25 protein-coding genes are annotated in these 25,152 nt (G+C 71.3%); 12 read left to right on the top strand and 13 right to left on the bottom strand.

The features are described from left to right. Positions 1–166 precede the first annotated feature (166 nt). A complete protein-coding gene (locus BKA18_RS16810; protein ID WP_006604747.1) occupies positions 167–451 on the bottom strand; it encodes a glutaredoxin family protein in 285 nt (94 codons plus the stop codon). 388 nt (positions 452–839) lie between these two features. Between BKA18_RS16810 and BKA18_RS16805 the strand changes: the two genes are divergently transcribed. The 4 genes from BKA18_RS16805 (at position 840) to BKA18_RS16790 (ending at position 5,698) form a co-directional block, all read left to right on the top strand. Continuing rightward, complete coding sequence (locus BKA18_RS16805; RefSeq protein WP_006604748.1) at positions 840–1,610, top strand: redox-sensing transcriptional repressor Rex; 771 nt, start codon at positions 840–842, stop codon at positions 1,608–1,610. Positions 1,611–1,683: 73 nt separating this feature from the next. Then, a complete protein-coding gene (locus tag BKA18_RS16800) occupies positions 1,684–3,039 on the top strand; it encodes a glutamyl-tRNA reductase (RefSeq protein ID WP_366048218.1) in 1,356 nt (451 codons plus the stop codon). Further along, positions 3,036–4,052: a hydroxymethylbilane synthase gene (gene hemC / locus BKA18_RS16795; RefSeq protein ID WP_366048219.1), complete on the top strand. Its 1,017-nt coding sequence runs from the start codon at positions 3,036–3,038 to the stop codon at positions 4,050–4,052. The genes BKA18_RS16800 and hemC overlap by 4 nt, the downstream gene beginning before the upstream one ends. Then, positions 4,049–5,698 carry a bifunctional uroporphyrinogen-III C-methyltransferase/uroporphyrinogen-III synthase gene (locus BKA18_RS16790; RefSeq protein WP_211823454.1) on the top strand — a complete coding sequence of 550 codons (1,650 nt, stop codon included), beginning with the start codon at positions 4,049–4,051 and terminating at the stop codon, positions 5,696–5,698. Before hemC ends, BKA18_RS16790 begins: the two co-directional genes overlap by 4 nt. Positions 5,699–5,767: 69 nt before the next feature. On the opposite strand, the gene BKA18_RS16785 is transcribed toward BKA18_RS16790, so the two are convergent. Together BKA18_RS16785 and BKA18_RS16780 are read right to left on the bottom strand one after the other, a co-directional pair. Next, entirely contained in the window at positions 5,768–5,974 is a 207-nt protein-coding gene (locus tag BKA18_RS16785) for a DUF397 domain-containing protein (RefSeq protein ID WP_366048220.1), read from the bottom strand. Continuing rightward, positions 5,971–6,804 carry a helix-turn-helix domain-containing protein gene (locus BKA18_RS16780; RefSeq protein WP_006604752.1) on the bottom strand — a complete coding sequence of 278 codons (834 nt, stop codon included), beginning with the start codon at positions 6,802–6,804 and terminating at the stop codon, positions 5,971–5,973. The genes BKA18_RS16785 and BKA18_RS16780 overlap by 4 nt, the downstream gene beginning before the upstream one ends. Before the next feature lie 158 nt (positions 6,805–6,962). On the opposite strand from BKA18_RS16780, the gene BKA18_RS16775 reads away from it, so the two are divergent. From BKA18_RS16775 to BKA18_RS16765, 3 genes are all read left to right on the top strand, one after another. Further along, a complete protein-coding gene (locus BKA18_RS16775; protein WP_429638339.1) occupies positions 6,963–7,427 on the top strand; it encodes an ATP-binding protein in 465 nt (154 codons plus the stop codon). Between the two features lie 59 nt (positions 7,428–7,486). Continuing rightward, on the top strand, positions 7,487–8,476 hold the full coding sequence (hemB, locus tag BKA18_RS16770) for a porphobilinogen synthase (protein WP_366048221.1): 990 nt from the start codon (positions 7,487–7,489) through the stop codon (positions 8,474–8,476). Positions 8,477–8,622: 146 nt separating this feature from the next. Beyond that, positions 8,623–8,811, top strand: a complete 189-nt coding sequence (locus tag BKA18_RS16765; protein ID WP_366048222.1) for a CsbD family protein — start codon at positions 8,623–8,625, stop codon at positions 8,809–8,811. A 65-nt stretch (positions 8,812–8,876) separates the two neighbouring features. On the opposite strand, the gene bla is transcribed toward BKA18_RS16765, so the two are convergent. Next, positions 8,877–9,794, bottom strand: a complete 918-nt coding sequence (gene bla, locus BKA18_RS16760; RefSeq protein ID WP_366048223.1) for a class A beta-lactamase — start codon at positions 9,792–9,794, stop codon at positions 8,877–8,879. Between the two features lie 99 nt (positions 9,795–9,893). Next, positions 9,894–11,657, bottom strand: coding sequence for an arginine--tRNA ligase (gene argS / locus BKA18_RS16755; RefSeq protein WP_366048224.1), 1,764 nt, complete (start codon positions 11,655–11,657; stop codon positions 9,894–9,896). A gap of 175 nt (positions 11,658–11,832) precedes the next feature. Here argS and lysS point away from each other — a divergent pair, with 175 nt between their 5' ends. Then, positions 11,833–13,557 carry a lysine--tRNA ligase gene (lysS, locus tag BKA18_RS16750; RefSeq protein ID WP_366048225.1) on the top strand — a complete coding sequence of 575 codons (1,725 nt, stop codon included), beginning with the start codon at positions 11,833–11,835 and terminating at the stop codon, positions 13,555–13,557. Positions 13,558–13,656: 99 nt separating this feature from the next. On the opposite strand, the gene BKA18_RS16745 is transcribed toward lysS, so the two are convergent. The 3 genes from BKA18_RS16745 to BKA18_RS16735 form a co-directional block, all read right to left on the bottom strand. Then, complete coding sequence (locus BKA18_RS16745) at positions 13,657–15,111, bottom strand: DUF2637 domain-containing protein (RefSeq protein WP_366048226.1); 1,455 nt, start codon at positions 15,109–15,111, stop codon at positions 13,657–13,659. 93 nt (positions 15,112–15,204) lie between these two features. Then, positions 15,205–15,918, bottom strand: coding sequence for a DUF3558 domain-containing protein (locus tag BKA18_RS16740; RefSeq protein ID WP_366048227.1), 714 nt, complete (start codon positions 15,916–15,918; stop codon positions 15,205–15,207). Between the two features lie 213 nt (positions 15,919–16,131). Continuing rightward, on the bottom strand, positions 16,132–16,992 hold the full coding sequence (locus BKA18_RS16735; protein ID WP_366048228.1) for a hypothetical protein: 861 nt from the start codon (positions 16,990–16,992) through the stop codon (positions 16,132–16,134). Positions 16,993–17,154: 162 nt separating this feature from the next. Here BKA18_RS16735 and BKA18_RS16730 point away from each other — a divergent pair, with 162 nt between their 5' ends. Further along, positions 17,155–18,348: an RtcB family protein gene (locus tag BKA18_RS16730; protein WP_366048229.1), complete on the top strand. Its 1,194-nt coding sequence runs from the start codon at positions 17,155–17,157 to the stop codon at positions 18,346–18,348. Positions 18,349–18,565: 217 nt separating this feature from the next. Here BKA18_RS16730 and BKA18_RS16725 read toward each other — a convergent pair whose 3' ends face one another. Together BKA18_RS16725 and BKA18_RS16720 are read right to left on the bottom strand one after the other, a co-directional pair. Further along, positions 18,566–19,324: an SDR family NAD(P)-dependent oxidoreductase gene (locus tag BKA18_RS16725; protein WP_093483897.1), complete on the bottom strand. Its 759-nt coding sequence runs from the start codon at positions 19,322–19,324 to the stop codon at positions 18,566–18,568. Between the two features lie 76 nt (positions 19,325–19,400). Then, on the bottom strand, positions 19,401–19,736 hold the full coding sequence (locus BKA18_RS16720; protein ID WP_235450324.1) for a YnfA family protein: 336 nt from the start codon (positions 19,734–19,736) through the stop codon (positions 19,401–19,403). Positions 19,737–19,915: 179 nt separating this feature from the next. Here BKA18_RS16720 and BKA18_RS16715 point away from each other — a divergent pair, with 179 nt between their 5' ends. Further along, on the top strand, positions 19,916–20,656 hold the full coding sequence (locus BKA18_RS16715) for an AAA family ATPase (RefSeq protein ID WP_366048230.1): 741 nt from the start codon (positions 19,916–19,918) through the stop codon (positions 20,654–20,656). On the opposite strand, the gene BKA18_RS16710 is transcribed toward BKA18_RS16715, so the two are convergent. Next, a complete protein-coding gene (locus BKA18_RS16710) occupies positions 20,613–22,226 on the bottom strand; it encodes an FAD-dependent monooxygenase (protein ID WP_366048231.1) in 1,614 nt (537 codons plus the stop codon). The genes BKA18_RS16715 and BKA18_RS16710 overlap by 44 nt on opposite strands. Before the next feature lie 154 nt (positions 22,227–22,380). Here BKA18_RS16710 and BKA18_RS16705 point away from each other — a divergent pair, with 154 nt between their 5' ends. Next, positions 22,381–23,055, top strand: coding sequence for a TetR/AcrR family transcriptional regulator (locus BKA18_RS16705; protein WP_366048232.1), 675 nt, complete (start codon positions 22,381–22,383; stop codon positions 23,053–23,055). A gap of 15 nt (positions 23,056–23,070) precedes the next feature. On the opposite strand, the gene BKA18_RS16700 is transcribed toward BKA18_RS16705, so the two are convergent. Beyond that, the gene (locus tag BKA18_RS16700; RefSeq protein ID WP_366048233.1) at positions 23,071–23,886 is read right to left on the bottom strand and encodes a DUF6597 domain-containing transcriptional factor; all 816 of its coding nucleotides are present in this window, start codon (positions 23,884–23,886) and stop codon (positions 23,071–23,073) included. An 86-nt stretch (positions 23,887–23,972) separates the two neighbouring features. Between BKA18_RS16700 and BKA18_RS16695 the strand changes: the two genes are divergently transcribed. Beyond that, on the top strand, positions 23,973–24,656 hold the full coding sequence (locus BKA18_RS16695; protein ID WP_366048234.1) for a TIGR03086 family metal-binding protein: 684 nt from the start codon (positions 23,973–23,975) through the stop codon (positions 24,654–24,656). A 6-nt stretch (positions 24,657–24,662) separates the two neighbouring features. On the opposite strand, the gene BKA18_RS16690 is transcribed toward BKA18_RS16695, so the two are convergent. Further along, a complete protein-coding gene (locus BKA18_RS16690) occupies positions 24,663–25,091 on the bottom strand; it encodes a MazG-like family protein (protein WP_366048235.1) in 429 nt (142 codons plus the stop codon). Positions 25,092–25,152: the final 61 nt, after the last annotated feature.

The following is a 25,152-nucleotide window of genomic DNA, read 5'->3' as shown; positions in this document are numbered from 1 at the left end:
ATTACGGCCACCTCTGTGGGGCCGTAGGGGGCGGGCGAACACTTCCCGTAGGGGGAAGAAGGGCCCCCTGTGGGCCTAAACCGTGGCGGGGGGAGGGGGTATTCCGCGGGTGGGCTGCGATGTGGCGGGGAGGGGGTGTTCCCGGGTGGTGGGGCGTGGGCCGGGCTCAGGCGCCCAGGGCCGTACGCAGGCGTTTCGGGTCGACGCGCCAGAAGTCGTGCTGGGCGCCGTCGACGAGGATGACCGGAATCTGCTCCCAGTACTTGCGGTGCAGCTCGGGGTCCTCGGTGATGTCTTTCTTTTCCCAGGACGCGCCGGTCTCGGCGCAGACCTTCTCGATCACGGCCTGGGCGTCGTCGCAGAGGTGGCAGCCCGGCTTGCCGACGAGGGTGACCATCCGGTCGGCGGGGCTCTTACGGGGGCTGCGGCTGAACGGGCTGAACGGGGCCATGGAGTCATTGTGCCGGGTCGCGGCGGGGCTCGGGTACGGCCTGTGGGCAGCGGTGGGCCCGTCGGGCCCGATTTCGCGGCGTGCCTCCGGCGGGTCCGGGTCGCTTACCATCGATGGGCGATTTGTAGATTTCCGGGGGTATGGCCGTGAGGAGTGAGGGCGCGTGCTCCCGTCAGTGCTACCTGGTGAGACGGGTGGCGCGAGCGAACGGCAGGACGCGGGAGTTGGTTCCGCGAAGGCCTGTAAAAGCCGCGTGACACCCATCACTTTGGCCGGGCAAAACGGACACCATCTTTGTGCACGCGTTCACAAAGACATAGCCTGCAGAGGACAGGGCGGTCGGGTTCCATACGGTCGCCCGCAGCCCCGCTCTACCCGCAGGAGCACCGTGGCAACTGGCCGAACTCACCGACCGGCGACCCGAAGCCGAGGCATTCCCGAGGCCACCGTCGCCCGTCTCCCGCTGTATCTGCGTGCCCTGACCGCGCTCTCCGAGCGTTCGGTACCCACGGTCTCCTCCGAGGAACTCGCGGCCGCGGCGGGGGTCAATTCCGCCAAGCTGCGCAAGGACTTCTCCTACCTCGGCTCGTACGGGACCCGCGGCGTCGGCTACGACGTCGAGTACCTCGTCTACCAGATCTCGCGCGAGCTGGGGCTGACCCAGGACTGGCCGGTTGTGATCGTCGGTATCGGTAACCTCGGCGCCGCGCTCGCCAACTACGGCGGCTTCGCCTCCCGTGGCTTCCGCGTCGCCGCGCTGATCGACGCCGACCCGGCCATGGCCGGCAAGCCCGTCGCGGGCATCGGGGTCCAGCACACGGACGAGCTGGAGCACATCATCGAGAGCAACGGCGTCTCGATCGGTGTCATCGCCACGCCGGCCGGTGCCGCCCAGCAGGTCTGTGACCGCCTGGTCGCCGCCGGTGTCACCTCGATCCTGAACTTTGCGCCGACCGTGCTGACCGTCCCCGACGGGGTGGACGTCCGCAAGGTCGACCTGTCGATAGAACTGCAGATCCTCGCCTTCCACGAGCAGCGCAAGGCGGGTGAGGAGGCCGGGCCCGACGGTGGTGCCCCGGTTGCCACCCGTGCCGCCGCTGCCGTCGCAGGCGACCGCAAGGGACCGGACGGGGACGTACCCGCCGTGATGCCGGCATGAGCGAGCGCAGCGAGCACACCGTGGAAAGGTGTGTCACAGGCGAAGGCTGTGCCTCGCGAAGCGAGGTGCACGCATGAGTCTGCTGGTCGTCGGGCTGAGCCATCGCAGCGCGCCGGTGAGCGTGCTGGAGCGGGCCGCCCTCGTTCCGGAGGCGCGCGGCAAGCTGCTGCAGGACGCGGTGTCGGCCGAGCCGGTCACCGAGGCCTCGGTGCTCTCCACCTGCAACCGCATCGAGCTGTACGCCGACGTGGACAAGTTCCACGCCGGTGTCGCCGAGCTGTCCAACCTCCTGGCCCGGCACAGCGGCGCCGGTCTGGAGGAGCTCACCCCTTATCTCTACGTCCACTACGAGGACCGTGCCGTCCACCACCTCTTCTCGGTGGCCTGCGGCCTGGACTCGATGGTCGTCGGCGAGGGCCAGATCCTCGGGCAGATCAAGGACGCGCTGGCCGTCGCCCAGGAGCTGCACACCGCGGGCCGGCTGCTGAACGACCTGTTCCAGCAGGCCCTGCGGGTCGGCAAGCGCGCCCACAGCGAGACCGGTATCGACAAGGCCGGCCAGTCGCTGGTCACCTTCGGGCTGGAGCAGCTCGCGGCCGGCCGGGACGTCGAGAGCTGGGCCCACGGCAAGCGGGCGCTGGTCATCGGCGCCGGCTCGATGTCGTCGCTGGCCGCCACCACCCTGGTCCGGGCCGGTGTCGGTGAGCTGGCCATCGCCAACCGCACCGTCGAGCGGGCCGAGCGGCTCGTCCAGCTCCTCACCGAGCCGGGCGGACCCGGCGCGGCCACCGGCCTCGGCGCCCGCGCGGTGGCGATGACCTCGGTCCCGCAGGAGCTGGCACTCGCCGACATCGTGGTGTCCTGCACCGGCGCGACCGGCCTGGTCCTCGCCGGTGAGATGGTCGCGGCCGCGCGCGAGGGGAACACGGCGCCGCTGGCGCTGCTCGACCTCGCGATGCCGCGGGACATAGATGCCGCGGCGCACCGGATCGAGGGCGTGCACCTCGTCGACATCGAATCGCTGGCCGACGCGTCCGCGGACGCGCCGATGGCGGCCGACGTGGACAAGGTGCGCGGCATCGTCTCCGACGAGGTCGCCGCGTTCGGCGCGGCCCAGCGGGCCGCGCACATCACCCCCACCGTGGTCGCCCTGCGCACCATGGCCGCAGACGTCGTCAGCAGCGAGATCGCCCGGCTCGACGGCCGCCTTCCCGACCTGGACGACAAGCAGCGCGCCGAGATCACCCAGACCGTGCGCCGGGTCGTCGACAAGCTGCTGCACGCGCCCACCGTGCGGGTCAAGCAGCTCGCCAGCGAGCCCGGCGGCGCCGGGTACGCGGACGCACTGCGGGAACTTTTCGACCTCGACCCGGAGACGGTCGCCGCCGTCAGCCGGGCCGACACGCGTGATGCACGGGAGCGGGCATGAACGACAGCACCACAAGAGCGCTGCGGCTGGGCACCCGGCGCAGCAAGCTCGCCATGGCCCAGTCCGGGCAGGTCGCCGAGGCGGTGCGCGCACTGACCGGCCGCCCCGTCGAGCTGGTGGAGATCACCACCTACGGCGACACCTCCCGGGAGCACCTCGCGCAGATCGGCGGCACCGGCGTGTTCGTCTCCGCGCTGCGCGACGCGCTGCTCAGCGGTGAGATCGACTTCGCCGTCCACTCGCTCAAGGACCTGCCCACCGCCCAGCCCGACGACCTGACCCTTGCGGCCATACCCGTACGGGAAGACCCTCGCGACGCGCTGATCGCCAGGGACGGGCTCACCTTCGAGGAGCTCCCCGACGGTGCCCGGGTGGGGACCGGTTCCCCCCGGCGGATGGCGCAGCTCAACGCCTGGGCCAGGTCGCTGGGCCGGAGCGTGGAGGCCGTGCCGATACGCGGGAACATCGACACCCGCATCGGCTTCGTCGAAAAGGGCGAGCTGGACGCGGTCGTGCTGGCCGCCGCCGGACTCACCCGTATCGGCCGCATCGACGTGGCGACGCAGCTGCTGTCGCCCGACGTGGTTTTGCCCGCCCCCGGCCAGGGGGCACTGGCGATCGAGTGCGCTGCGGTCAACGCAGACCTCGCCGCACAGCTCGCCGAGCTCGACGACCCGGACACCCGGGCCGCCGTGACCGCCGAGCGCTCCCTGCTCGCCGCCCTGGAGGCCGGCTGCTCCGCACCCGTCGGGGCACTGGCCGACTTTTCCCCAAGCTCTCGACTTCGTTCGAGCAGGGGAGGCCCCAAGGCTGACGAACAGGCTGTCACCGAACTGCATCTGCGCGGTGTCGTCGGCACGACCGACGGCAGCACGCTGGTGCACTTGTCCACCACCGGGCACGCACCCGCCACTCCCGACGACGCGTCGGTCCCGCTGAAGCTGGGCCGTGAACTCGCCGCCGAGATGCTCGCAAAGGGTGCGGCCGGTCTTATGGGGGAGCGAGCACTTTGAACCCCACCGCCCCAAACCACTTCGCCTCCGGTCAGGTCACCTTCCTGGGTGCCGGGCCGGGAGACCCGGGCTTGCTGACGCTGCGTGCCGTCGAGGCGCTGGCCTCCGCGGACGTCTTGATCGCCGACCCGCAGGTGCTGGACGTCGTGCGCGTGCATGCCCGCGCACAGGTCGACACACCGCTGCAGGCATCAGCTGACGAGGCGTCAATCCCTGCGGACGTACCGGCGCTTCGCGACACCGCCAATCTTGTCATGGCGGCGGCCCGTGCGGGCAAGCGGGTCGTACGTGCCGTCACCGGGGACCCCGGCCTGGACGGTTACGTCGCCGAGGAGATGCTGGCCTGCGCCGCGGAGGGCATCGCCTTCGAGGTGGTACCCGGCATCGCCGCGGCCGTCGGCGTGCCCGCGTACGCCGGGGTGCCGCTGCGGGACGCCCACGGCACCGATGTGCGGTTCATCGACGCCCGGACGGCCGATGAGCGCTGCTGGACCGAGGTCGGTGCCAGCGATGCCACCGCCGTGGTCTCCACCAGCCTCGACTCGGTGGCCGCGGCCGCCGGTGAGCTGGTGTCCGCCGGCCGCAAGCCGGACACCCCGCTGACCGTCACGGTCGCCGGCACCACCACCCGCCAGCGCACCTGGACCGCCACCCTCGGGTCGGTCGCCCAGGTGCTGAAGGCCGCGAAGGTGCTGCCGTCGGCGGACGGCGGCCAGCCGGTCATAGCCGTGGTCGGTGAGCGCAGTGCCGCGGCCCAGCGCGAGCGCCTGTCATGGTTCGAGTCCAAGCCGCTGTTCGGCTGGCGGGTGCTCGTACCGCGGACCAAGGAGCAGGCCGCTTCGCTCTCCGACCAGCTTGTTTCGTACGGCGCGGTGTCGCACGAGGTCCCCACGATCGCCGTCGAGCCGCCGCGCACCCCGCAGCAGATGGAACGTGCGGTCAAGGGCCTGGTCACCGGCCGCTACGAGTGGATCGCCTTCACCTCGGTCAACGCCGTCAAGGCGGTCCGGGAGAAGTTCGAGGAGTACGGCCTGGACGCCCGGGCCTTCGCCGGGATCAAGGTCGCCGCGGTCGGCGAGCAGACCGCCAAGGCGCTGGTCGCCTTCGGTGTGAAGCCCGACCTGGTGCCGAGCGGCGAGCAGTCCGCCGCCGGGCTGCTGGAGGACTGGCCGCCCTACGACCCGGTCTTCGACCCGATCGACCGCGTCTTCCTGCCGCGTGCCGACATCGCCACGGAGACTCTCGTCGCCGGGCTGATCGAGCTGGGCTGGGAGGTCGACGACGTCACGGCCTACCGGACCGTGCGCGCCTCGCCGCCGCCGGCCGAGACGCGGGAGGCCATCAAGGGCGGTGGTTTCGATGCCGTCCTCTTCACCTCGTCGTCGACGGTCCGGAACCTGGTCGGGATCGCGGGCAAGCCGCACAACGTGACGGTGATCGCCTGTATTGGCCCGGCCACCGCCAAGACCGCCGAGGAGCACGGCCTGCGGGTGGACGTCATGTCGCCCGAGCCGTCGGTGCACAAGCTGGCCGAGGCGCTCGCGGACTTCGGTGCGGCGCGGCGCGATGCCGCGATCGAGGCCGGGGACCCGGTTACTCGGCCGAGCGAGCGGCGGCCGGGGTCGCGGCGGCGGGCTCGGAGCTGAGCGGCAGTAGGCAGTAGTTGGAACGGCTGAAGGGCGCCTCTTTCGGGGCGCCCTTCAGCATGTCTGCCGTCAGTGCCGGGAGGCGTACGGGAGGAAGTCGGCCCAGGTGGTGGGGGTGAAGGTGAGGCGGGGGCCGTCGGGGTTCTTGGAGTCGCGGATGAGGATGGTGTCGGAAGCGGTCGCGACCTCGACGCACTCGCCCCCCTCGTCGCTGCTGTAGCTGCTCTTCGCCCAGTTCGGTTCGCGCTCGGTCCCGGAGCAAGGCTTGAGGGTCATGTCTCTTCCCGCACTTTCTCGATAAAGGCCAGTGACTCACGTGGTGTGAGAGCTTCCGCTCGGATGCTGCCATAACGCATGTCGAGCATCTGTACCTGTGGTGGTTCGGAGATCACTCGGCTGAGATGCTGGACCTCGGCGTGTGCGACCGTATCGCCCCCCTTCAGCCGACGCAGGCTGAACGAACCGCTGAGACCTGGGTTCACTTCCCGTCCCAGTGGGAGTACCTGGAGGTCCACGTTCCGGAACTGACCTACCTCCAGCAACCGTTCGAGCTGCCTGCGCATCACCGGTTTGCCCCCGATGGGGCGGCGCAGCGTCGACTCGCACTGAACAAAGCTGAAGATGGGCGGAGTCTCTGAACTGTTCAGGATCTCCTGACGGGCCATGCGGCCCGCCACCCGTTCCTCGATTTCGCGTGGTGTGAAGAACGGGCGGCGGCTCCCGATGAGTGCTCGTGCGTACGCCTCGGTCTGCAGCAGGCCGTTGAAGACGGAGCTCTCGTAGCAGCACAGCTCAACCGACGCTGCTTCCAGTTTCCTCAGGTCCCGGACCTTCTTCGGGTAGCGGACGAGTGCCACGTCCTCCTTCAGTGCGGCGAGTCGGCCACCGGCTCCCAGTACCTCGTCGGCCAGGTGCAGGTACTCCGGCTGGGGAACCCGGCGTCCGCGCTCCACCGCGGACACCGACTCCTCGCTGTACCCGATCGCTTTCCCGAATTCGGCCTGGGTGAGCCCGGCCGCCTCGCGCCACAGCTTGAGCTGCCGCCCGACGATTTTCATCACGGCCCCGGCTTCCTCGTCCTCCGGACCCGTATCCCATTCGCTCATGCCTGACGTCCCTCCGCCTTGCTGACCATGTTCAACGTCCGTCGTCCGTGACCGCTACGCCGCAGGGCCCGGACAAGAGCCGTACCGCCCCGGACAGTTGCCGCCTGTCCGGCTCCCGGTCCTTCTCAGGCCAGATACGCGCGACCACGCTGTGTGACGTGAATCAGCGAATCGCAACCAGCAATTCCGTCACCGCGCTCGCCGCGGGCCGCGCCCCGGCGCTCCGGTTCTCTGTACCGCTCTCCGCCACCCGGCGCGGAGCACGGCTGGCCCGGCTCCTGGCCACCGAGCAACTGCGCTCATGGGGGCTGCCGTTCGACCCTTCTCTGTTGCTCGTCGCCGAGCTGGCGGCGAATGCGGTGCTGCACGGCCGGGTCGCCGGGCGGTGCTTTCGTCTCGGTCTCGTCGTCACCTCGCCCGCCACGCTCCGTATCGAAGTGACGGACACCCGCGGTGACCGGTTGCCCGTCCGCACTCCGAACGTCGGCGGTCTGCTGGCCGAGTCCGGGCGCGGGCTGTTGCTCGTCGCGGAGTTGGCGGATCGGTGGGGCGTCGAGGAGGGGCCGGTGCCCTGCAAGACCGTATGGGCGGAGCTCGACCTCGGACCGGCCGCTGAGGGCTGAGGTCCGCTCCGACGACACGTCGGCAAAGGCAGGGGCAAAGCGGGCGTAGCGTGGGCGGTATGACGAAGTACGGAAGCTTCCCCGGCGCGCGGCCCCGGCGGCTGCGTACCACCCCTGCGATGCGGCGGATGGTGGCCGAACACCGGCTGCACCCCGCCGACCTGATCCTGCCCGCGTTCGTGCGGGAGGGGATCAGCGAGCCGGTGCCGATCTCCGCCATGCCGGGCGTCGTCCAGCACACCCGCGACACGCTGCGCAAGGCCGCCGTGGAGGCGGTCGAGGCCGGAGTTGCCGGGATCATGCTGTTCGGGGTGCCCGAGGACGCCAAGAAGGACGCCGTCGGCACTGCGGGCACCGATCCGGACGGCATCCTTCAGGTCGCCATCCGGGACGTGCGGGCCGAGGTCGGCGACGACCTCGTGATCATGTCGGATCTGTGCCTGGACGAGTACACCGATCATGGCCACTGCGGCGTGCTGGACGCGGACGGGCGGGTCGACAACGACGCGACGCTGGAGCGCTACGCCGAGATGGCGCAGGTGCAGGCCGACGCGGGCGTCCACGCCGTGGGCCCCAGCGGGATGATGGACGGCCAGGTCGGTGTGATCAGGGACGCCCTGGACCAGACCGGGCACGAGGACGTGTCGATCCTCGCCTACACCGCCAAATACTCCTCCGCCTTTTACGGGCCCTTCCGGGAGGCCGTCGGCTCCTCGCTCAAGGGCGACCGGAAGACCTACCAGCAGGACCCGGCCAACCTCCGCGAGTCGCTGCGCGAGCTGGCGCTCGACCTCGACGAGGGCGCCGACATGGTGATGGTCAAGCCGGCGCTGCCGTACCTGGACGTGCTCGCGAAGATCGCGGACTCGGTGGACGTGCCCGTCGCCGCGTACCAGATCTCCGGTGAGTACGCGATGATCGAGGCGGCCGCCGAGAAGGGCTGGATCGACCGCGACAAGGCGATCCTGGAGGCGCTGACCGGCATCAAGCGGGCCGGGGCGAACATGATCCTGACGTATTGGGCGACGGAGGTCGCGCGGGGTCTGTGAGGCGCCCGGCGCACCGTACGTCTTTAAAGCCCCGCTCCCGGCCCCCGGGGGCGGGGCTTTGTCCTAGCTGTCACGTTTTGCCCGCTGCCTGCCGGGCACGGACCGGTTGTCAAGGAAGATCCCGACCGACCGAGGAGCGGGTAACCATGACCGCCAAGCGCAAGATGCAGGCCAAGGGCGCGCAGGTCATCGGCGCCATGAAGGAAGTCGTCGGCCGGGCCACGCACAACCGCAAGCTCCAGGCCGAGGGGAAGGCCGAGAAGTCCGCCGGGCACGGGCTGGACGCGAGCGAGAAGACCAAGGACGCGATGCGTAAGCACGGGCAGCAGGACTGACGCCACTGACCGCTGCTGACCGCTCGCCGGGTGGCCCCGGCCCGGCTCCGGCGGACCCCCGTGGCTCAGCTCGTCACGGTCTTCGCGAGCACCCTCGTCACGCCCGCGACCAGCGGATCGTCGGCGGGCGCGGCCTGCTCGGCGCTGCCCGTCAGCACGGCCAGCACGATCGGGGTGCCGTCCGGGGTCCAGGCCACGCCCACGTCGTTGCCGGTGCCGTACGAGCCGGTGCCCGTCTTGTCGGCGAGGGCCCAGTCCCGGGGCAGTACGGCGCGGAAGCGGTCCGTATTGGTTTCGTTGGCCTTCATCCATGCCGTCAGCCGGTTCCGGTCGGGCGGCGTGAGGGCGTCGCCCAGGAGCAGGCGGGCGTAGGTGTGGCCGATAGCGGCGGGGGTGGTGGTGTCCGTCGTGCGCCAGGGCTCGGCCGAGTTCAGGTCCGGCTCCCAGCGGTCGAGGCGGGTGGTGCGGTCGCCTAGGGAGCGGGCGAAGACGGTGACGGCGGTGGGGCCGCCGAGGGCGCGCAGCAGGAGGTTGGCGGCGGTGTTGTCGCTGCGCTGGAGGGCGGCGGCGCACAGCTCGGCGATCGTCATGCCGGTGGCGATGTGCTTGCCGGTGACGGGGGAGTTGGCCACGAGGTCGGCGGCGGTGTAGTGGACGCGGCGGGCCAGTGTCTCCCCGTTGTGGTCGAGATCGCGCAACACCGCCCCTACGGCGAGGGTCTTGAAGACCGAGCAGAGGGGGACGCGGGTGTCGGCGCGGTAGGCGACCGTGGCGCCGGTGGCAGTGTTGAGGGCGAAGGCGCCGACCCGCGCCCGGTGCGCCCGCTCCAGACGGCGCAGGGCCGCGTGGGCGCCACCGGTTCGTTCCTTCGCGGCGGCCGGCGCGGTGGAACCCGCCAGCAGACCGGCCGTCAACAGGCCGGCGCCCGCGCCGAGTAGGGCCCGCCGGGTCGGTACGGCGGTCGTCGCGCTGCTCTGGTACATCGCTGGTCCTTGCCCCTCCATGGAGATGAAACGGAGCGGCCCCGTACAACAGCTGTGCTGTACGGGGCCGTTCCGGTCGGAGCCTAGGGGACTACGGGCTCAGAGGCGCTCGGGAGTACGGATTCCGAGCAGGGCCATGCCCTGGTGGAGGGTGCGGGCGGTCAGGTCGCAGAGGAACAGCCGGTTCGCGAGCTGGTCCGGGCCGCCCTCGGCCTTCAGGACCGGGCACTGGTCGTAGAAGGTCGTGAACAGCGAGGCGAGGCCGTAGAGGTACGCGGCGAGCTTGTGCGGCTCGTACGACGCGGCGGCCTCGGCGACGGTCTCGCCGAACTGGTCGAGGTGCAGGCCCAGCGCCCGCTCGGCCGGGGCGAGCGGCAGCTCGGGGTGCGCCGCGGGGGCCGCGTCACCGGCCTTGCGGAAGATCGACCGGATCCGGGCGTAGGCGTACTGGAGGTACACCGAGGTATCGCCGTTGAGCGAGACCATCTGGTCCAGGTCGAACTTGTAGTCCCGGCTCGGCGACGTCGACAGGTCCGCGTACTTCACCGCGCCGATGCCGACCTGCGCGCCGTTCTCGGTGATCTCCTGCTCGGTCAGACCGACCGCCGCGCCCTTCTCGCGCACCACCGTCGTCGCCCGCTCGGCCGCCTCGTCGAGCAGGTCCTCCAGGCGCACGGTCTCGCCCGCACGGGTCTTGAACGGCTTGCCGTCCGCACCGAGGACCGTGCCGTAGCCCATGTTGTGCGCGGTGGTCTCGTCGGTCAGCCAGCCCGCCCGGCGGGCGGTCTCGAAGACCATCCGGAAGTGCAGCGACTGACGGACGTCGACGACGTACAGCAGCGTCGTCGCCTTCAGGTCGAAGACGCGGTTGCGGATCGCGGAGAGGTCGGAGGCCGCGTAGCCGAAGCCGCCGTCCGCCTTCTGCACGATCAGCGGCACCGGCTGGTCGTCCTTGCCGCGGATCTCGTCGAAGAAGACCACCAGCGCGCCCTCGGAGCGGACGGCGACGCCCGACTCCTCCAGCAGCCGCGCCGTCTCGGCCATCATGTCGTTGTACGCGGACTCGCCGACGATCTCGTCGTCCCGGATCTCCATGTCCAGCTTCTCGAAGACCGAGTAGAAGTAGACCTTCGACTCGTCCACGAACCGCTGCCACAGGTCAAGGGTCTCCGCGTCGCCGGACTGGAGCGCCACGACCCGCTTCCGGGCCCGCTCCTTGAACTGCTCGTCGGAGTCGAAGACGGCGCGCGAGGCCTTGTAGACGCGGTTGAGGTTGCTCATCGCCTGCTGGCCGTCGACGTCGGCCGCCGGGGCCAGCTCGCCGGGGTTCTCGATCAGGTACTGGATGAGCATGCCGAACTGGGTGCCCCAGTCGCCGATGTGGTGCCGGCCGATCGTCCGCTCACCGGTGAAGTCCAGCATGTGGCGCAGGGCGTCGCCGATCACCGCGGAGCGCAGGTGCCCGACGTGCATCTCCTTGGCGACGTTCGGCTGGGCGTAGTCGATGACCGTGACGCCGGGCTGCTCCTTCAACGGGACGCCGAGCCGGTCGTCGGTGGCGCGCGCGGCCAGTGTCTGGATGATCGCCCGGTCGGTGATCGTGATGTTGAGGAAGCCGGGGCCGGAGACCTCGACCTCCTTGAAGAGGGGGTTCTCGCCGATCTCCGCGAGGACCTTGGTCGCCAGCTCCCGGGGATTGCCCTTGAGCTTCTTCGCCAGCGCCAGCATGCCGTTGGCCTGGAAGTCCGCCCGGTCGCTTCGTCGCAGCAGCGGGTCGGCGGCGCCGGCCTCCGGCAGGGCTGCCGAGAGGGCGTCCGCGACGCGCTGATGGACCGAAGCTGCGAGGGAAGTGACCGAGGCCATGGAGAGGTGCTCTCTTCCAGAAGGGAGGTGTCGTTGGAGCGGAAAGGGTTTGCCCATGAGTATCCCACGGCACTACCACTGATTTTCCGTCTGGGACAATGGGCACCGTCAGGCTTTTGCGCGTCTGCGCGCAGGACGGCGCAACGAGGATCATCCGGAAGAGGAAGGGCCGATCGTGGCTCAGCAGAGCACCGAGACCGACTGGGTCTCCAGGTTCGCGGACGAGGTCATTGCCGAGGCGGAGCGCCGCGCCCCCGGCAAACCAGTCGTCTGCGCCTCGGGCCTGAGTCCGTCCGGCCCGATCCACCTCGGCAACCTCCGTGAGGTCATGACCCCGCATCTCGTCGCCGACGAGATCCGCCGCCGCGGGTACGAGGTCCGTCACCTCATCTCCTGGGACGACTACGACCGCTACCGCAAGGTTCCGGCCGGCGTCCCCGGTGTCGACGAGTCCTGGGCCCAGCACATCGGCAAGCCGCTGACCTCGGTGCCGGCCCCGGCCGGCTCGGCGTACCCGAACTGGGCGGAGCACTTCAAGGCCGCCATGAGCGAGGCCCTCGCCGAGCTGGGCGTCGAGTACGACGGCATCAGCCAGACCGCGCAGTACACCTCCGGCGTCTACCGCGAGCAGATCCTGCACGCGATGAAGCACCGCACGGACATCGACGCGATCCTGGGCCAGTACCGCACGAAGAAGGCGCCGGCCAAGAAGTCGCAGAAGCCCGTGGACGAGGCCGAGCTGGAGGCCGCCGAGGGTTCGGGCGCGGCCAGCGAGGACGACGGCAGCGGCGGCTCGGCCGGCTACTTCCCGTACAAGCCCTACTGCGGTCAGTGCGAGAAGGACCTCACGACGGTCACCTCGTACGACGACGAGACCACCGAGCTGGCCTACACCTGCACGGAGTGCGGCTTCGGCGAGACGGTCCGGCTGAGCGAGTTCAACCGCGGCAAGCTGGTCTGGAAGGTCGACTGGCCGATGCGGTGGGCGTACGAGGGCGTGATCTTCGAGCCGTCCGGCGTCGACCACTCCTCGCCCGGCTCGTCGTTCGTCGTCGGCGGCCAGATCGTCCGCGAGATCTTCGACGGCGCCCAGCCGATCGGTCCCATGTACGCCTTCGTCGGCATCAGCGGCATGGCCAAGATGTCCTCGTCGCGCGGCGGGGTGCCGACGCCGGGCGATGCGCTGAAGATCATGGAGGCGCCGCTGCTGCGCTGGCTGTATGCGCGCCGCCGGCCCAACCAGTCCTTCAAGATCGCCTTCGACCAGGAGATCCAGCGGCTCTACGACGAGTGGGACAAGCTGGAGTCCAAGGTCGCGGAGGGCACCGCGCTGCCGGCCGACGCCGCCGCGTACTCCCGCGCGGCCCGTACCGCCGCCGGTGAGCTGCCGCGCACCCCGCGCCCGCTGCCGTACCGCACGCTCGCCTCGGTCGCGGACATCACCGCCGGCCATGACGAGCAGACGCTGCGGATCCTCGGCGAGCTGGACCCGGCCAACCCCGTCACGTCCCTGGACGAGACCCGCCCGCGGCTCGACAAGGCCGAGCACTGGATCAACACCCAGGTCCCGGCCGAGCAGCGCACCATCGTCCGCGACGAGCCGGACGAGGAGCGGCTCGCCACCCTCGACGAGCAGGCCCGCGGCTCGCTGCGGCTGCTGCTCGACGGTCTCGACACGCACTGGTCGCTGGACGGCCTGACCACGCTGGTCTACGGCGTGCCGAAGGTCCAGGCGGGCCTGGAGCCGGACGCCAAGCCGACGCCGGAGCTGAAGGTCGCCCAGCGCGCCTTCTTCGCCCTGCTCTACCACCTCCTCGTCGGCCGGGACACCGGGCCGCGGCTGCCCACCCTGCTGCTGGCCGTGGGCGCCGAGCGGGTGCGCAAGCTGCTCGGGGGATGACGTCTGCGGGTGGGCTGTTGCCGGTGTGCCGTCGCGGGTGAGTCGTAGGTCCGCGGGCGGCGGGACGGCGCATCGGTAGGGCCTGTCGGGGGGCAGGCCCTACGGGATGTGTTCGGTCTCCATCTCCGTGCGGAGCCGCAGCTGGAAGTCGCGGATGAACCCGCGCAGGTAGCTCTCGCTCAGCGGCCCGCCGTCCCGGCCGGTGGCTCCGTAGGAGTTCAGCAGGAAGCGGCCGAACTGCCGGGTGTCGGGGAAGGCGTTCTTCTCCGCCACGTACGTCCGGTAGGCGGAGTAGTACGCCTCCTCGCGGGGGACGTCGTCGGGGAGTGCCGAGAGGACGGGCAACTCGTCGGGTTCTGGGGGGAGTTGGGGTTCGGGGACCGGTTCCGGGGTCGGTTCGGGGGCGTGGCCGCGCTGCTCGGGGAACGGCGGGGGGCCGCCTGCGCTGCCCAGGGGGCGGCTTCGGCCGGGGCCTACCGGGACGGTCAACTGGGGGGTGGTCGGGGGGTGTTCGAGCGTGGGCGCGGTGTCGTAGGCGGGTGCGGCTCGGGTCGCCGGGAGCGGTTCGGGGGCCGCCGCCGTGTGTATGGGCTCGTGCTCCGGGGTCCGGGGCGGGAGGCCGTCCGTGGTTCCGGCGGGGGCGTCACCTACGGGGTAGGGGGAGCCCTCCTGTCCGGGGGCCGTGTCCCGTAGGGGTGCCGTGTCCCGTACGGGTGCCGTGTCCCGTACGGGTGCTGCGTCCCCTACGTGTGCCGAGGTGCCCGCCGGCATCGTGGCCGTCCGCTGGTCGAGGGCGGGTTGCGGGGCGCCGGTCGCGTACGGCGCGGTGGACGGCAGCGCTGACGCGGCGGCCGGCAGCTCGATGCCCGCCGCGGCGAGCCCGGCCGGTGCGGTCTTCGCCAGGGGTACGCCGTACCGGGCCAGCCGCAGCGGCATCAGCGCATCGACGGGGGCGCGGCGGCGCCAGGCGCGTCCGTAGCGGGCGCGCAGCCGGGCCTGGTAGACGAGGCGGTCCTGTTCCAGCTGGATGACCTCGTCGTAGGAGCGCAGTTCCCACAGCTTCATCCGGCGCCACAGCCGGAAGGTGGAGGGGAAGGCGAGCAGCCAGCGGGTGAGCCGGACGCCCTCCATGTGCTTGTCGGCCGTGATGTCGGCGATCCGGCCGATCGCATGCCGGGCGGCCTCGACGGCCACCACGAACAGCAGCGGGATGACCGCGTGCATCCCGACGCCCAGCGCGTCCGGCCAGGCCGCCGCCCCGTTGAAGGCGATGGTGGCCGCGGTCAGCAGCCAGGCCGTCTGGCGCAGCAGCGGGAACGGGATCCGGATCCAGGTGAGCAGCAGGTCCAGGGCCAGCAGCACCACGATCCCGGCGTCGATACCGATCGGGAAGACGACCGAGAAGCCGCCGAAGCCCTTCTTCTCGGCCAGTGCGCGCACCGCCGCGTACGAGCCGGTGAACCCGATGGCCGCGATCAGGGCAGCCCCGGCGATGACCACACCGATCAGGATGCGGTGGGTACGAGTCAACTGCGCCGTCTGCGTCGCGGACACCCGCGGTCCCTCCCCGGCTCGGCGAAATGGCGCGCCTAGCGTGGCACACCCTCGATTCCGGGCCGGTAGAGGGTTCGGGTGGCCTCGCTGCGGTCAGCCCTTGGGCTTGGTGGCGGAGGCGACGGCTTCCTTGGCGGCGGCCTGGACCTGCTTGAGCAGATCGGCGCCCTTTGGGGCGTCCGCGCCGGCCAGACCGGCACCGTTGTAGTTGATCGTGACGACGATGTTGGAGTCGCGGGCGACGACCGTGGTGTTCTTGAAGTCGTTGCCCTCCTTCTTCACGTCGTAGGTGATCGCGGTCGCCTCGTCGCCGGTGCCGGAGGTCTTGACGGCCGACAGCTTCTTGGCGCCCTTGGTGTCCTTCGCCTCGCTGACCTGCTTGGTGTAGAAGTCCGTGGCGCGCTGCTCGCCGGAGCCGACGCCGGGGTCGGAGTCGTAGCGCTGGTAGCCGATGTCCAGCCAGCGGAACTGGGTGCCGTCGACACCGTTCTCGTCGGAGCTGGTCCACGAGCAGGTGCCGTGGGCGGCGTTGTCCGAGGAGGCGCCCCGGTCCCCGGACGCGTCCTTCACCTTGGGCAGCATCTTCTCGATGGTGCCCTTGGAGAACGCCTGGCACGGGTTCGGCAGGCTCTTGTACTTCGCGGGCGCGACGGACGGCGCGGAGGACTTGCCGGAGCTGCTGGAGGGGGCGGAGGCGGAGGCGTCACCGGAGCCGGCGCTGTCCGAGCCGGAGCAGCCGGCGACGAGCAGCACCGGAACTGCTGCGCAGGTGAGAAGGCTGGCGAGTCGCTTGGCTGAACGGTGCATGGTTCCTTCGCTGTTCGTCGTCGGGTCGGCCGCTGGTCGTCCTCGGGTCGGCGTGGCCGGCCGTGGAGCCGCCCGTCCCGTCTGTGGGCAGGGCTAGACGGCACGGTACGCGGCGCGACGGGGTGGGTGACCGATTCCTGTCGATGAGAGCGCAGCTCAAAACGGGCGCTTCTTCGCCTTGCGTGGCGAGTCGGTCAAGGTGTGCGATCCGGACTATTCGCTGAGGTTGTCGGCGAGGTCGCCGGCCAGCGAACGGGCCTTGTCCTGCAGTTCCTGGCTGTCGGGCAACATCGTCTTGTCCGTGGACCACTGGTCGTACGTGAGCGTCACGATGACATTCGACGTGCGAAAGACCACAGTGACGTCCCGGTGTACTCCGGAGTCCGCTGTGACCAATTTGTCATTGAGGAAGGCCGCGTCCGCGAGGCCGTCCAGGACGCGGGGGGCGGTCGAGCCGCTCGGCTCCGCGCTCGGGTCGGAGCTCGGCGAGGGGCTGCCGGACGGCGCCTTCCCCTGCGGGCTCGAGGCGCCGTTCGGCACGGCTCCGGTGCCCTTGTCCTTGTCTTTCGAGGTGGACGGGGACGACGCGGCGGGCGACGGGGAGCCGGTGCCGGACGGTATCTGGGCGGCCAGCTCCTTCTTGTCGTAGATCCCCTGCGCCTTGTCGTCATCGCTGACGGCGCCGTCGTACGACACCACGCGCTGGATGTCGAGGCCGATGTGGCGGGTGCCGGCGGTGGTCTCGCGGGTCCAGCGGCAGCCGACGCGGCGGTCGGTGTCATAGGTGATGTCGGCCGTGCCGCCGTAGACCTTGTCGGCCTCGGTGCTCGACAGCGGCTGGCCGTCGCCGGGCAGCATGCTGCGGATGGCGCTGCGCGAGGGCAGGCCGCAGGCCTCGGGGAGGGTCTGGTAGCGGCCCGGTTCGGCGGCGGGGTTCGAGCTGGCGGCGCCCCCGCCCTTGGCGTCGGCGTCGCTGCCGTCCGGGCCGGAGCCGCCGGTGCAGCCGGTGAGGCCGACGGCCAGCGCCGCGGCCGCGACCAGCGCGGCACCGGGTACGAACGATTTGCGTGGCATCGCTCGCGGCTCCTTCCCCTGGGAAATCTGGTTGCCGCCGGTCGGCGGCCGATGGACACAATGTCTATCGCACGTCTTGCCGCCCACGCCGGTTCGGCGTCCAAGATCGGATAACTTGTCCGGCTTTTGCGTTTTTCATAAATTCGGGGGAATGAGGAAGTTATGTCCTACGTCGAGGTGCCTGGTGCCCAGGTTCCGATCCGGATGTGGACGGACCCGGCCGGGGTCGAGGACGTAGCCATGCAGCAGCTGCGCAATGTGGCCACCCTGCCGTGGATCAAGGGCCTGGCCGTGATGCCGGATGTGCACTACGGCAAGGGCGCCACGGTCGGTTCGGTGATCGCCATGCGCGGCGCGGTCTGCCCGGCGGCGGTCGGTGTCGACATCGGCTGCGGCATGAGCGCGGTGAAGACCTCGCTCACCGCCAATGACCTGCCCGGCGATCTGTCCCGGTTCCGCTCGAAGATCGAGCAGGCCATTCCGGTGGGCCGGGGGATGCATGACGACCCGGTCGACCTCGGACGGCTGCACGGCTTCCCGACGTCGGGGTGGGAGGACTTCTGGGCGCGGTTCGGGGGCGTCGCCGAGGCGGTCAGGTTCCGGCAGGAGCGGGCGACCAAGCAGATGGGGTCGCTCGGGAGCGGCAACCACTTCATCGAGTTCTGCCTCGATGACGACGGTGCGGTGTGGCTGATGCTGCACTCCGGCTCCCGGAACATCGGCAAGGAGCTCGCCGAGTTCCACATGGGGCAGGCGCAGAAGCTGCCGCACAACCAGGGCCTGATCGACCGCGATCTCGCCGTCTTCATCGCGGACACCCCGCAGATGGCGGCGTACCGCAACGACCTGTTCTGGGCGCAGGAGTACGCCAAGTACAACCGGTCCGTGATGATGGCGCTGTTCCAGGACGTGGTCCGCAAGGAGTTCAAGAAGGCCCGGCCGGTGTTCGAGCCGGTGATCTCCTGCCACCACAACTATGTGGCGGAGGAGCGCTACGACGGCATGGACCTGCTGGTGACCCGTAAGGGCGCGATCCGGGCGGGCAGCGGCGAGTTCGGCATCATCCCGGGCTCGATGGGCACCGGCTCGTACATCGTCAGGGGCCTGGGGAACGCCGCGAGCTTCCAGTCCGCCTCCCACGGCGCCGGCCGCAAGATGAGCCGGAACGCCGCGAAGAAGCGGTTCTCCACGCGGGACCTGATGGAGCAGACGCGGGGTGTGGAGTGCCGTAAGGACTCCGGGGTGATCGATGAGATCCCCGGCGCCTACAAGCCGATCGAGAAGGTCATGGAGCAGCAGCGGGACCTGGTCGAGGTGGTTGCTCATCTCAAGCAGGTGGTTTGTGTGAAGGGGTGAGGTCGGCCCTCTTGAGCAGGTGGTCTGCGGGAAGGGCTGAGTGCGGCCGTCTCAAGCAGGTGGTCTGCGGGAAGGGTTGAGTGCGGGAGGGACGGACGGTGCGGCGCGGCGCATGGGTGCGCCGCGCCGTTGTTCGTGGGCCGCTGGGCCGCTGGGCCGCTGGGCCGTCCGACCGTCGGGTGGCTGGGGCGCCGGTCCGTCGCGTCGCCGCCCGGGCTCAGCTCGTGCGGTGGACCTTGGAGTTGGAGGCCTGGGCGCGGGGGCGGACCACCAGGAGGTCGATGTTGACGTGGGCGGGGCGGGTGATGGCCCAGGCGACGGTGTCGGCGACGTCCTCCGCGGTGAGGGGCTGGTCGACGCCCTCGTAGACCTTGGCGGCCTTGGCGGTGTCGCCGCGGAAGCGGGTGGTGGCGAACTCGTCGGTCCTGACCATGCCCGGGGCGACCTCGATGACGCGCACCGGCTCGCCGCACAGCTCCAGTCGGAGGGTCTCGGCGATGACGTGCGCGCCGTGCTTGGCCGCGACATAGCCGCCGCCGCCCTCGTAGGTGCCATGGCCCGCGGTGGAGGACAGCACGACGACGGTGCCGTCGCCGGAGGCGGTGAGCGAGGGCAGCAGCGCCTGGGTCATATGGAGCACGCCCAGCACATTGACCTCGTACATGGCGCGCCAGTCGGCGGGGTCACCGGTGGCGACCGGCTCCGCGCCCAGCGCTCCGCCGGCGTTGTTGACCAGGACGTCGATGGAGGGGTAGCGGTCGAGCGCGGCCGCGAAGGCGTCGACGGCGGCGCGGTCGGTGACGTCGAGCGCGTAGGCCTCCGCGTGCGGCAGCTCGGCGGCGAGCGCCTCGATGCGGTCCTTGCGGCGGGCGGTGAGCACCACGTGATAGCCGGCCGCGGCCAGCGCTCGCGCGGTGGCCGCGCCGATGCCGCTGCTCGCTCCGGTGACGACGGCGGTACGGGCCTCGGCGGTCATGGCACTCTCCTCGGGGCGGTGGGTCCCCTGCTCCTCATGAGCTCGGGGGTGCCCGGCCAGAATATGCGGGGGGTGGTCAGCGGCCCCTGGGGGCGTACATGAGCACGGCCATTCCGGCCAGACAGATCAGCGCGCCCAGGATGTCCCAGCGGTCGGGGCGGTAGCCGTCGGCGACCATGCCCCACGCCAGCGAGCCCGCGACGAAGATCCCGCCGTACGCGGCGAGGATGCGCCCGAAGTCGGCGTCCGTCTGGAGGGTGGCGACGAAGCCGTAGAGCCCCAGCGCGATCACGCCGGCGCCGATCCAGACCCAGCCCTTGTGTTCGCGGACTCCTTGCCAGACCAGCCAGGCGCCGCCGATCTCGAAGAAGGCGGCGACGACGAAGAGGATGGCGGAACGTGCGATCACCATGGCTGAAAGCGTACGGAAAAAAGCAGGTGCTCAGCCGCGGATCGTACGTGCTCAGCTGCCGGTCGGATGTGTTCGGACGCGGGGCGCAGGTGCTCGGCAGCGGGTCGCCAGTGCTCTGCCGCGGATCGCATGGGCTCGGCCGCGGAGCGGTGTCAGTGGGGTGTGAGAGCTTCGAGGGCATGTTGATCGAACGGGCTTATGTGAACCTTCCGGAGGGCGAGGGGACGGCCGAGGACGGATGGCCCTGGACGGTGCCGTGTGTGCGCCAGCTGGCCGAGGAGGGGCTGAGTTTCCGGGCTCCGGTCACCTTTCTGGTCGGGGAGAACGGTTCGGGGAAGTCGACGCTGGCCGAGGCGCTGGCGGAGGGGTTCGGGCTGGATTCCTACGGCGGCTCGGCCGGCTACAAATACGCCAGCTCGCGGGAGGCGTCGCGGCTCGGCGGGCTGATGCGGTTCGACCCGACCCGGGAGGGGCGCGGGATGATCCGCGGGCCGCGGACCCGCCGCCGGGGGTTCTTTCTGCGGGCCGAGACGGCGCTGGAAGCGCTGAACGGCGAGCGGAGGGCGCAGCGGCTGTCACGGTCGCCCGAGGAGATGAGCCATGGGGAGGGCTTTCTGCTGGCCTTCCGCGAGCGGTTTGCGCAGCGCGGCCTGTATGTGATGGACGAGCCGGAGGCGGCACTGTCCTTCTCCTCCTGTCTGGAACTGATAGGACTGATGGGCGAGTTGGGGAGCGGCGGCGCGCAGATCATCTGTGCCACGCACTCCCCGCTGCTGACCGCGCTGCCCGGTGCCGAGATCGTGGAGGTCGGCGGGCACGGGATGCGGCGCGTGCGGTGGGCGGAGCTGGGGCTGGTCGACCACTGGCGGCGCTATCTCAGCGACCCGCGGGCCTATCTGCGGCATGTCCTTGCGGGGTGAGGGCGGCGGCTATGGGGCCGCCGGCCCCGGGCTCGGCACCGGTCCAGTGCACCAGGGCGGTGCGTAGCGCGCGGGCGCGCTCGGCGGGGGCGGTGGCGTCGGTGGCCCAGGCGACATAGCCGTCGGGGCGCACCAGGACGGCCGTGCGGCGGGCGCTGTGCCAGTGGACGGTCACGGTGCGGTCGTCGGCGGGGCGGACGCCGCCGGGCTCGTCGGCGGGGTGGAGGGCGCCGGGCTCGTCGGCGGGGGTGATCAGGACGAACCTGCCCTGGCGGAGCACCTCGTAGAGGCGGCTGCCGTCGGCCAGCCGGACATCGGGGGCACGGTGGCCGGCGAGCCGGTGGGCGCCGGGCCCGGCGGGGTAGGCGATGCCGATGCCGGAGACGGTGCGGATGGCGCGGCCGGACACCGGGCGCAGACGTGCGAGGAGCCGGGCGGCGAGGGTGCGGGCGAGGCGTCCGGGAGCGGAGTGCAGCAGGGCGATCCGGACCAGGGCGCCACTGCTGCGCAGCACTGCCCTGCCCACCGGATGGCGCTCGGTCTGATAGCTGTCGAGCAGGCTGTCGGGGGCGTGGCCCCGGAGCACCGCGGCCAGCTTCCAGCTGAGGTTGGCGGCGTCCTGGAGGCCGGTGTTCATGCCCTGGCCGCCGGCGGGGGAGTGCACATGGGCGGCGTCGCCGGCGAGGAAGACCCGGCCGACGCGGTACTCGGGGACCTGGCGTTCGTCGCTGTGGAAGCGGGAGATCCAGCGGGCGTCGTGCATGCCGTAGTCGCTGCCGAGGGCGAGCCGGGCGATCTCGCGGACCTCGTCGAGGTCGACGGGCGCGTCGTCGCCGGCCTGATGGCGGCGGTTCCAGCCGATGACGCGATACCAGCCGTCGCCGAACGAGCCGATCAGCGCGAATGCCTCCCCGGTGGCATTGACGGTGAAGGGGGAGTCGGGCTCCTGGGCCAGCCGGACATCGGCGAGCACCAGGGAGCGGATCACGGACTTGCCGGGGAAGGGCAGACCGATGGCCTCGCGGACGGCGCTGCGGACGCCGTCGGTGCCGACGGCATAGGCGGCGCGGAGGCTGCCGAGGCCCTCGGGGGTGCGGAAGCGGACCGTCACGCCCTCGGCGTCCTGGTCGAGGCCGAGCACCTCGGATTCGTAGCGGAAGGTCACGCCGGCCCGGCGGGCCCGCCGCTCCAGCAGCCGCTCGACCTCGAACTGCGGGGTGATCAGCACGAAGGGGAAGCGGGAGCGGAGCCGGCTCGCGTCCAGATATGCGTTACCGAAGAGGCGGAGGGAGCCGAGCGGATGGCCGCCGGCGACCAGCTCATCGGCGAGGCCGCGGGCGTCCAGCTGCTCCAGGGTGCGGGCGTGGACCGCCAGGGCGCGGGTGAGGTTGCTGATCTTGCTGGGCCGGCGCTCCAGCAGGGTGACTCCCAGCCCCGCCTCGGCGAGGTCTCCGGCGAGCAGCAGGCCGGTCGGGCCGGCGCCCACCACGAGGACGTCCGTGTCGCGGGCCGCCCCCGCCGGGTCGTTCCGGGCGCCGTTGTCCCTGGTCTTGGGGTTCCTGGCATCCATGGCTTCCGCCTCCTGTGCCCTGTGGCGACTGTGGCCAACTGTGCAGCCGCGCAACTGTGATCAGCTGTGCCAACGCATGTTGGTCAACGCTTGTTGGCAAGCGTAGGTCGGTCCGGCCTGGCATGTCAACAGCCGTTGGCCTACAGTTGTGGGCATGCCCGATCACGCTCCCTCCGAGGCCGGCACCGCGACCGAAGACGCGCTGGCAGCCGCACTGTCCGGCGACCCCGGCGACCCCGCCGACCCGGCGCCCGGCGACGCGGCGGCGGCCGCCCGCCCCCGCCGCTCCGCCGCCACCCGGGCCGCGATCCTGACCGCCGCCCGGGACCGCTTCGCCGCGGACGGATACGAGCGCGCCACCATCCGCGCCATCGCCAGGGACGCGGGCATCGACCCGTCGATGGTGATGCGCTACTACGGCAACAAGGCGGGCCTCTTCGCGGCCGCCTCCGAGATCGAGGTGCACGCACCGGACCTCACCCACGTCCCGCGCGACCAGGCCGCCGCCCGGCTCGTACGCCACTTCCTGGAGCGCTGGGAGTGCGACGAGACGCTGACGGCGATGATGCGCGTCGGCGTCACCAACGAGGCGGGCGCGCAGCGGATGCGCGGCGTGTTCGCCGAGCAGATCGAGCCGGTCCTCGCCGCGGTCTGCCCGGTCCCCGAGGAGGCGCCGACCCGTGCCGCGCTGGTCGCCTCACAGATCCTCGGCATGGCGCTGTGCCGCTATGTCCTGCACGTCCCGCCGGCCGTCGGCCTCAGCCACGACGAGGTCGTCGCCTGGCTGGCGCCCACCATCCAGCGCTATCTGACGGCCGAACGCCCCTGAGGGCGGCCGGCGGGCTCAGCGCGCGTAAGCCGTCGGCGGGACCCCGACGGTGGCGGTGACATCGCGGATCAGATGCGCCTGATCGCTGTAGCCCAGTTCGGCGGCGAGCGCGGCCCAGTCGACCTCCGCGTCGGACGCGGCGCGCTCCAGTGCCTCGTGCACCCGGTAGCGCAGCACCACCCACTTGGGGCTGACCCCGACGTATCCGGCGAACAGCCGCTGCAGGGCCCGCAGGGACAGGCCCTCGGACCGTGCGAAGTCCGCGACCCGGCGGATCGTCCGGTCGGTACGGATCCGGTCGGCCAGCCGCATGGCGAGCCGGGCCTGGTCGAGGATCCGCGGCTCGGCCCGCAGGAGCGGGGTCAGTACGGCGTCGAGCGCGGCGACCCGGGCGTCCTCGTGGTCCGGCTCCAGTACGGCGACCGCGGTGGCGCCGGCGTCGACGTGCCCGAAGGCCGTCGCCAGCGGCAGCCGGCGGTCCGTCCAGTCGGTGGCCGGCCGCTCCGGGGTGAACGGGCGGAACCCGCCGGGCCGGAACTGCACCCCGCACACCCGCCCGCGGCCCGCCAGCTGCTGGGCGAACACCTCCCGTCCGGCGCCCGCGACCTCCCCGAATCCGGGGCGGTCGGCGTACCGCTGGAAGACGATGTTCACGCACGGATGCGGGACGACATGGGTGGCGTACGGCTCGGACAGGTCCCAGTCGATCAGCCAGTAGTGCTCGACGTATGGGCGCAGCGGGGCGGCCGGGGTGCGGCGGCGGAACTGCACCCGCGTGAAGAGCCCGGGGGCGTCGACGATGCCCCGGGTGTCGCGCCGTGGAGCGGCCATGTCCTGGATCCTAGGGCCGTGGCTCCGCCAAGGAGCTGTCGCGTTTTTTCAAGCCACCGCCGGCAGCCGCACGTAGCGTCCTCGGCATGAACGGCATGCAGGACATCCCGGACGACACCTACGGCGGCGAATCCGCCCACCCGGCCCCGCGGGTCGGCGCCGAACCGCCCCGCACGACCCCCTCCGCCCAGCCGTCCCCGCCGATCAGCGCGCTGCTCGCCGCGTCGGCCGAGGCGGCGCTCCCCGTCCTGCGCGCGGTGCGCGAGGACCAGCTGGCGCGGCCGACGCCCTGCGCCGAGTACGACGTACGGGCCCTGCTCAACCATCTCTTCCATGTGGTGGTCGCCTTCCAGACGCTGGCCGCCAAGAAGGACGCGGACTTCAGCCGTACCCCCGACCGGCTCGGGGAGTACGGGACGCAGTGGCCCGACCGGTTCGCGGCCGAAACGGCGCGGCTGGTCGAGGCGTGGGCGGCGCCGGGCGCGGAGGACGGGCTGACCGGCGGGATGAATCTGCCGGCGCGGACCGTCGGCGCGATGGTGCTGCTGGATCTGACGGTGCACGGCTGGGACGTGGCGCGGGCGACCGGGCAGCCGTATGTGCCGGCCGATGACTGTGTGGCCGAGCTGCGGGCGCTGGTCGCACAGATGGGCCCGACGGCCCGGAAGATGAACGTCTTCGCCGAGCCGCTCCCCGTCCCGCCCGGCGCCGGTGACCTTGACGTACTGCTGGCCGAGACGGGCCGCGACCCGCAGTGGACGGCCGGCTGACGGGCCTCAGGAGGCCGGCGCGCCGGGACCGCCCCGTCCCCCGGCAGGCGGCGCCGGCAGCCGTGCTGCCACCCGCCGCAGACGCTCGTCGAACACCCCGCGGGCCTCGGGCGTCAGGGTCCGCAGGGCCACCATCGCCGTGAGGATCACATCGCACAGCTCGCCGTGCACCTCGTCCCAGGTGTGGCTGTGTCCCTTGCGCGGGTTCTGGCCGGTGGCCCCGATGACGGCCTGCGCGACCTCGCCGGCCTCCTCCGAGAGCTTCAGCAGCCGCAGCAGCCGCTCCTGTTCGGGCGGCAGGGTGCTCTCCCGGTCCAGCCAGTGCACGATCCCGTCGACCGCCTCCCAGACGGCGGACAGGTCCAGGGGCGCGGCACCGCCGGACGGAGTGGCGGGGACGGCTGCTGACGGGGCGTCGGACGCGGTATCGGACATGGCCCGATTGTGCCCGCGCCGCGCCGACTTCGTGCCTAGGGTGGAACATCACCCGCAGTCG

The organism is Streptomyces auratus, assembly GCF_050433025.1.
Taxonomy (GTDB): Bacteria; Actinomycetota; Actinomycetes; order Streptomycetales; family Streptomycetaceae; genus Streptomyces; species Streptomyces sioyaensis.
Note: the sequence above shows the minus strand (reverse complement) of the source record. Positions and strands in the feature narration are given on the sequence as shown.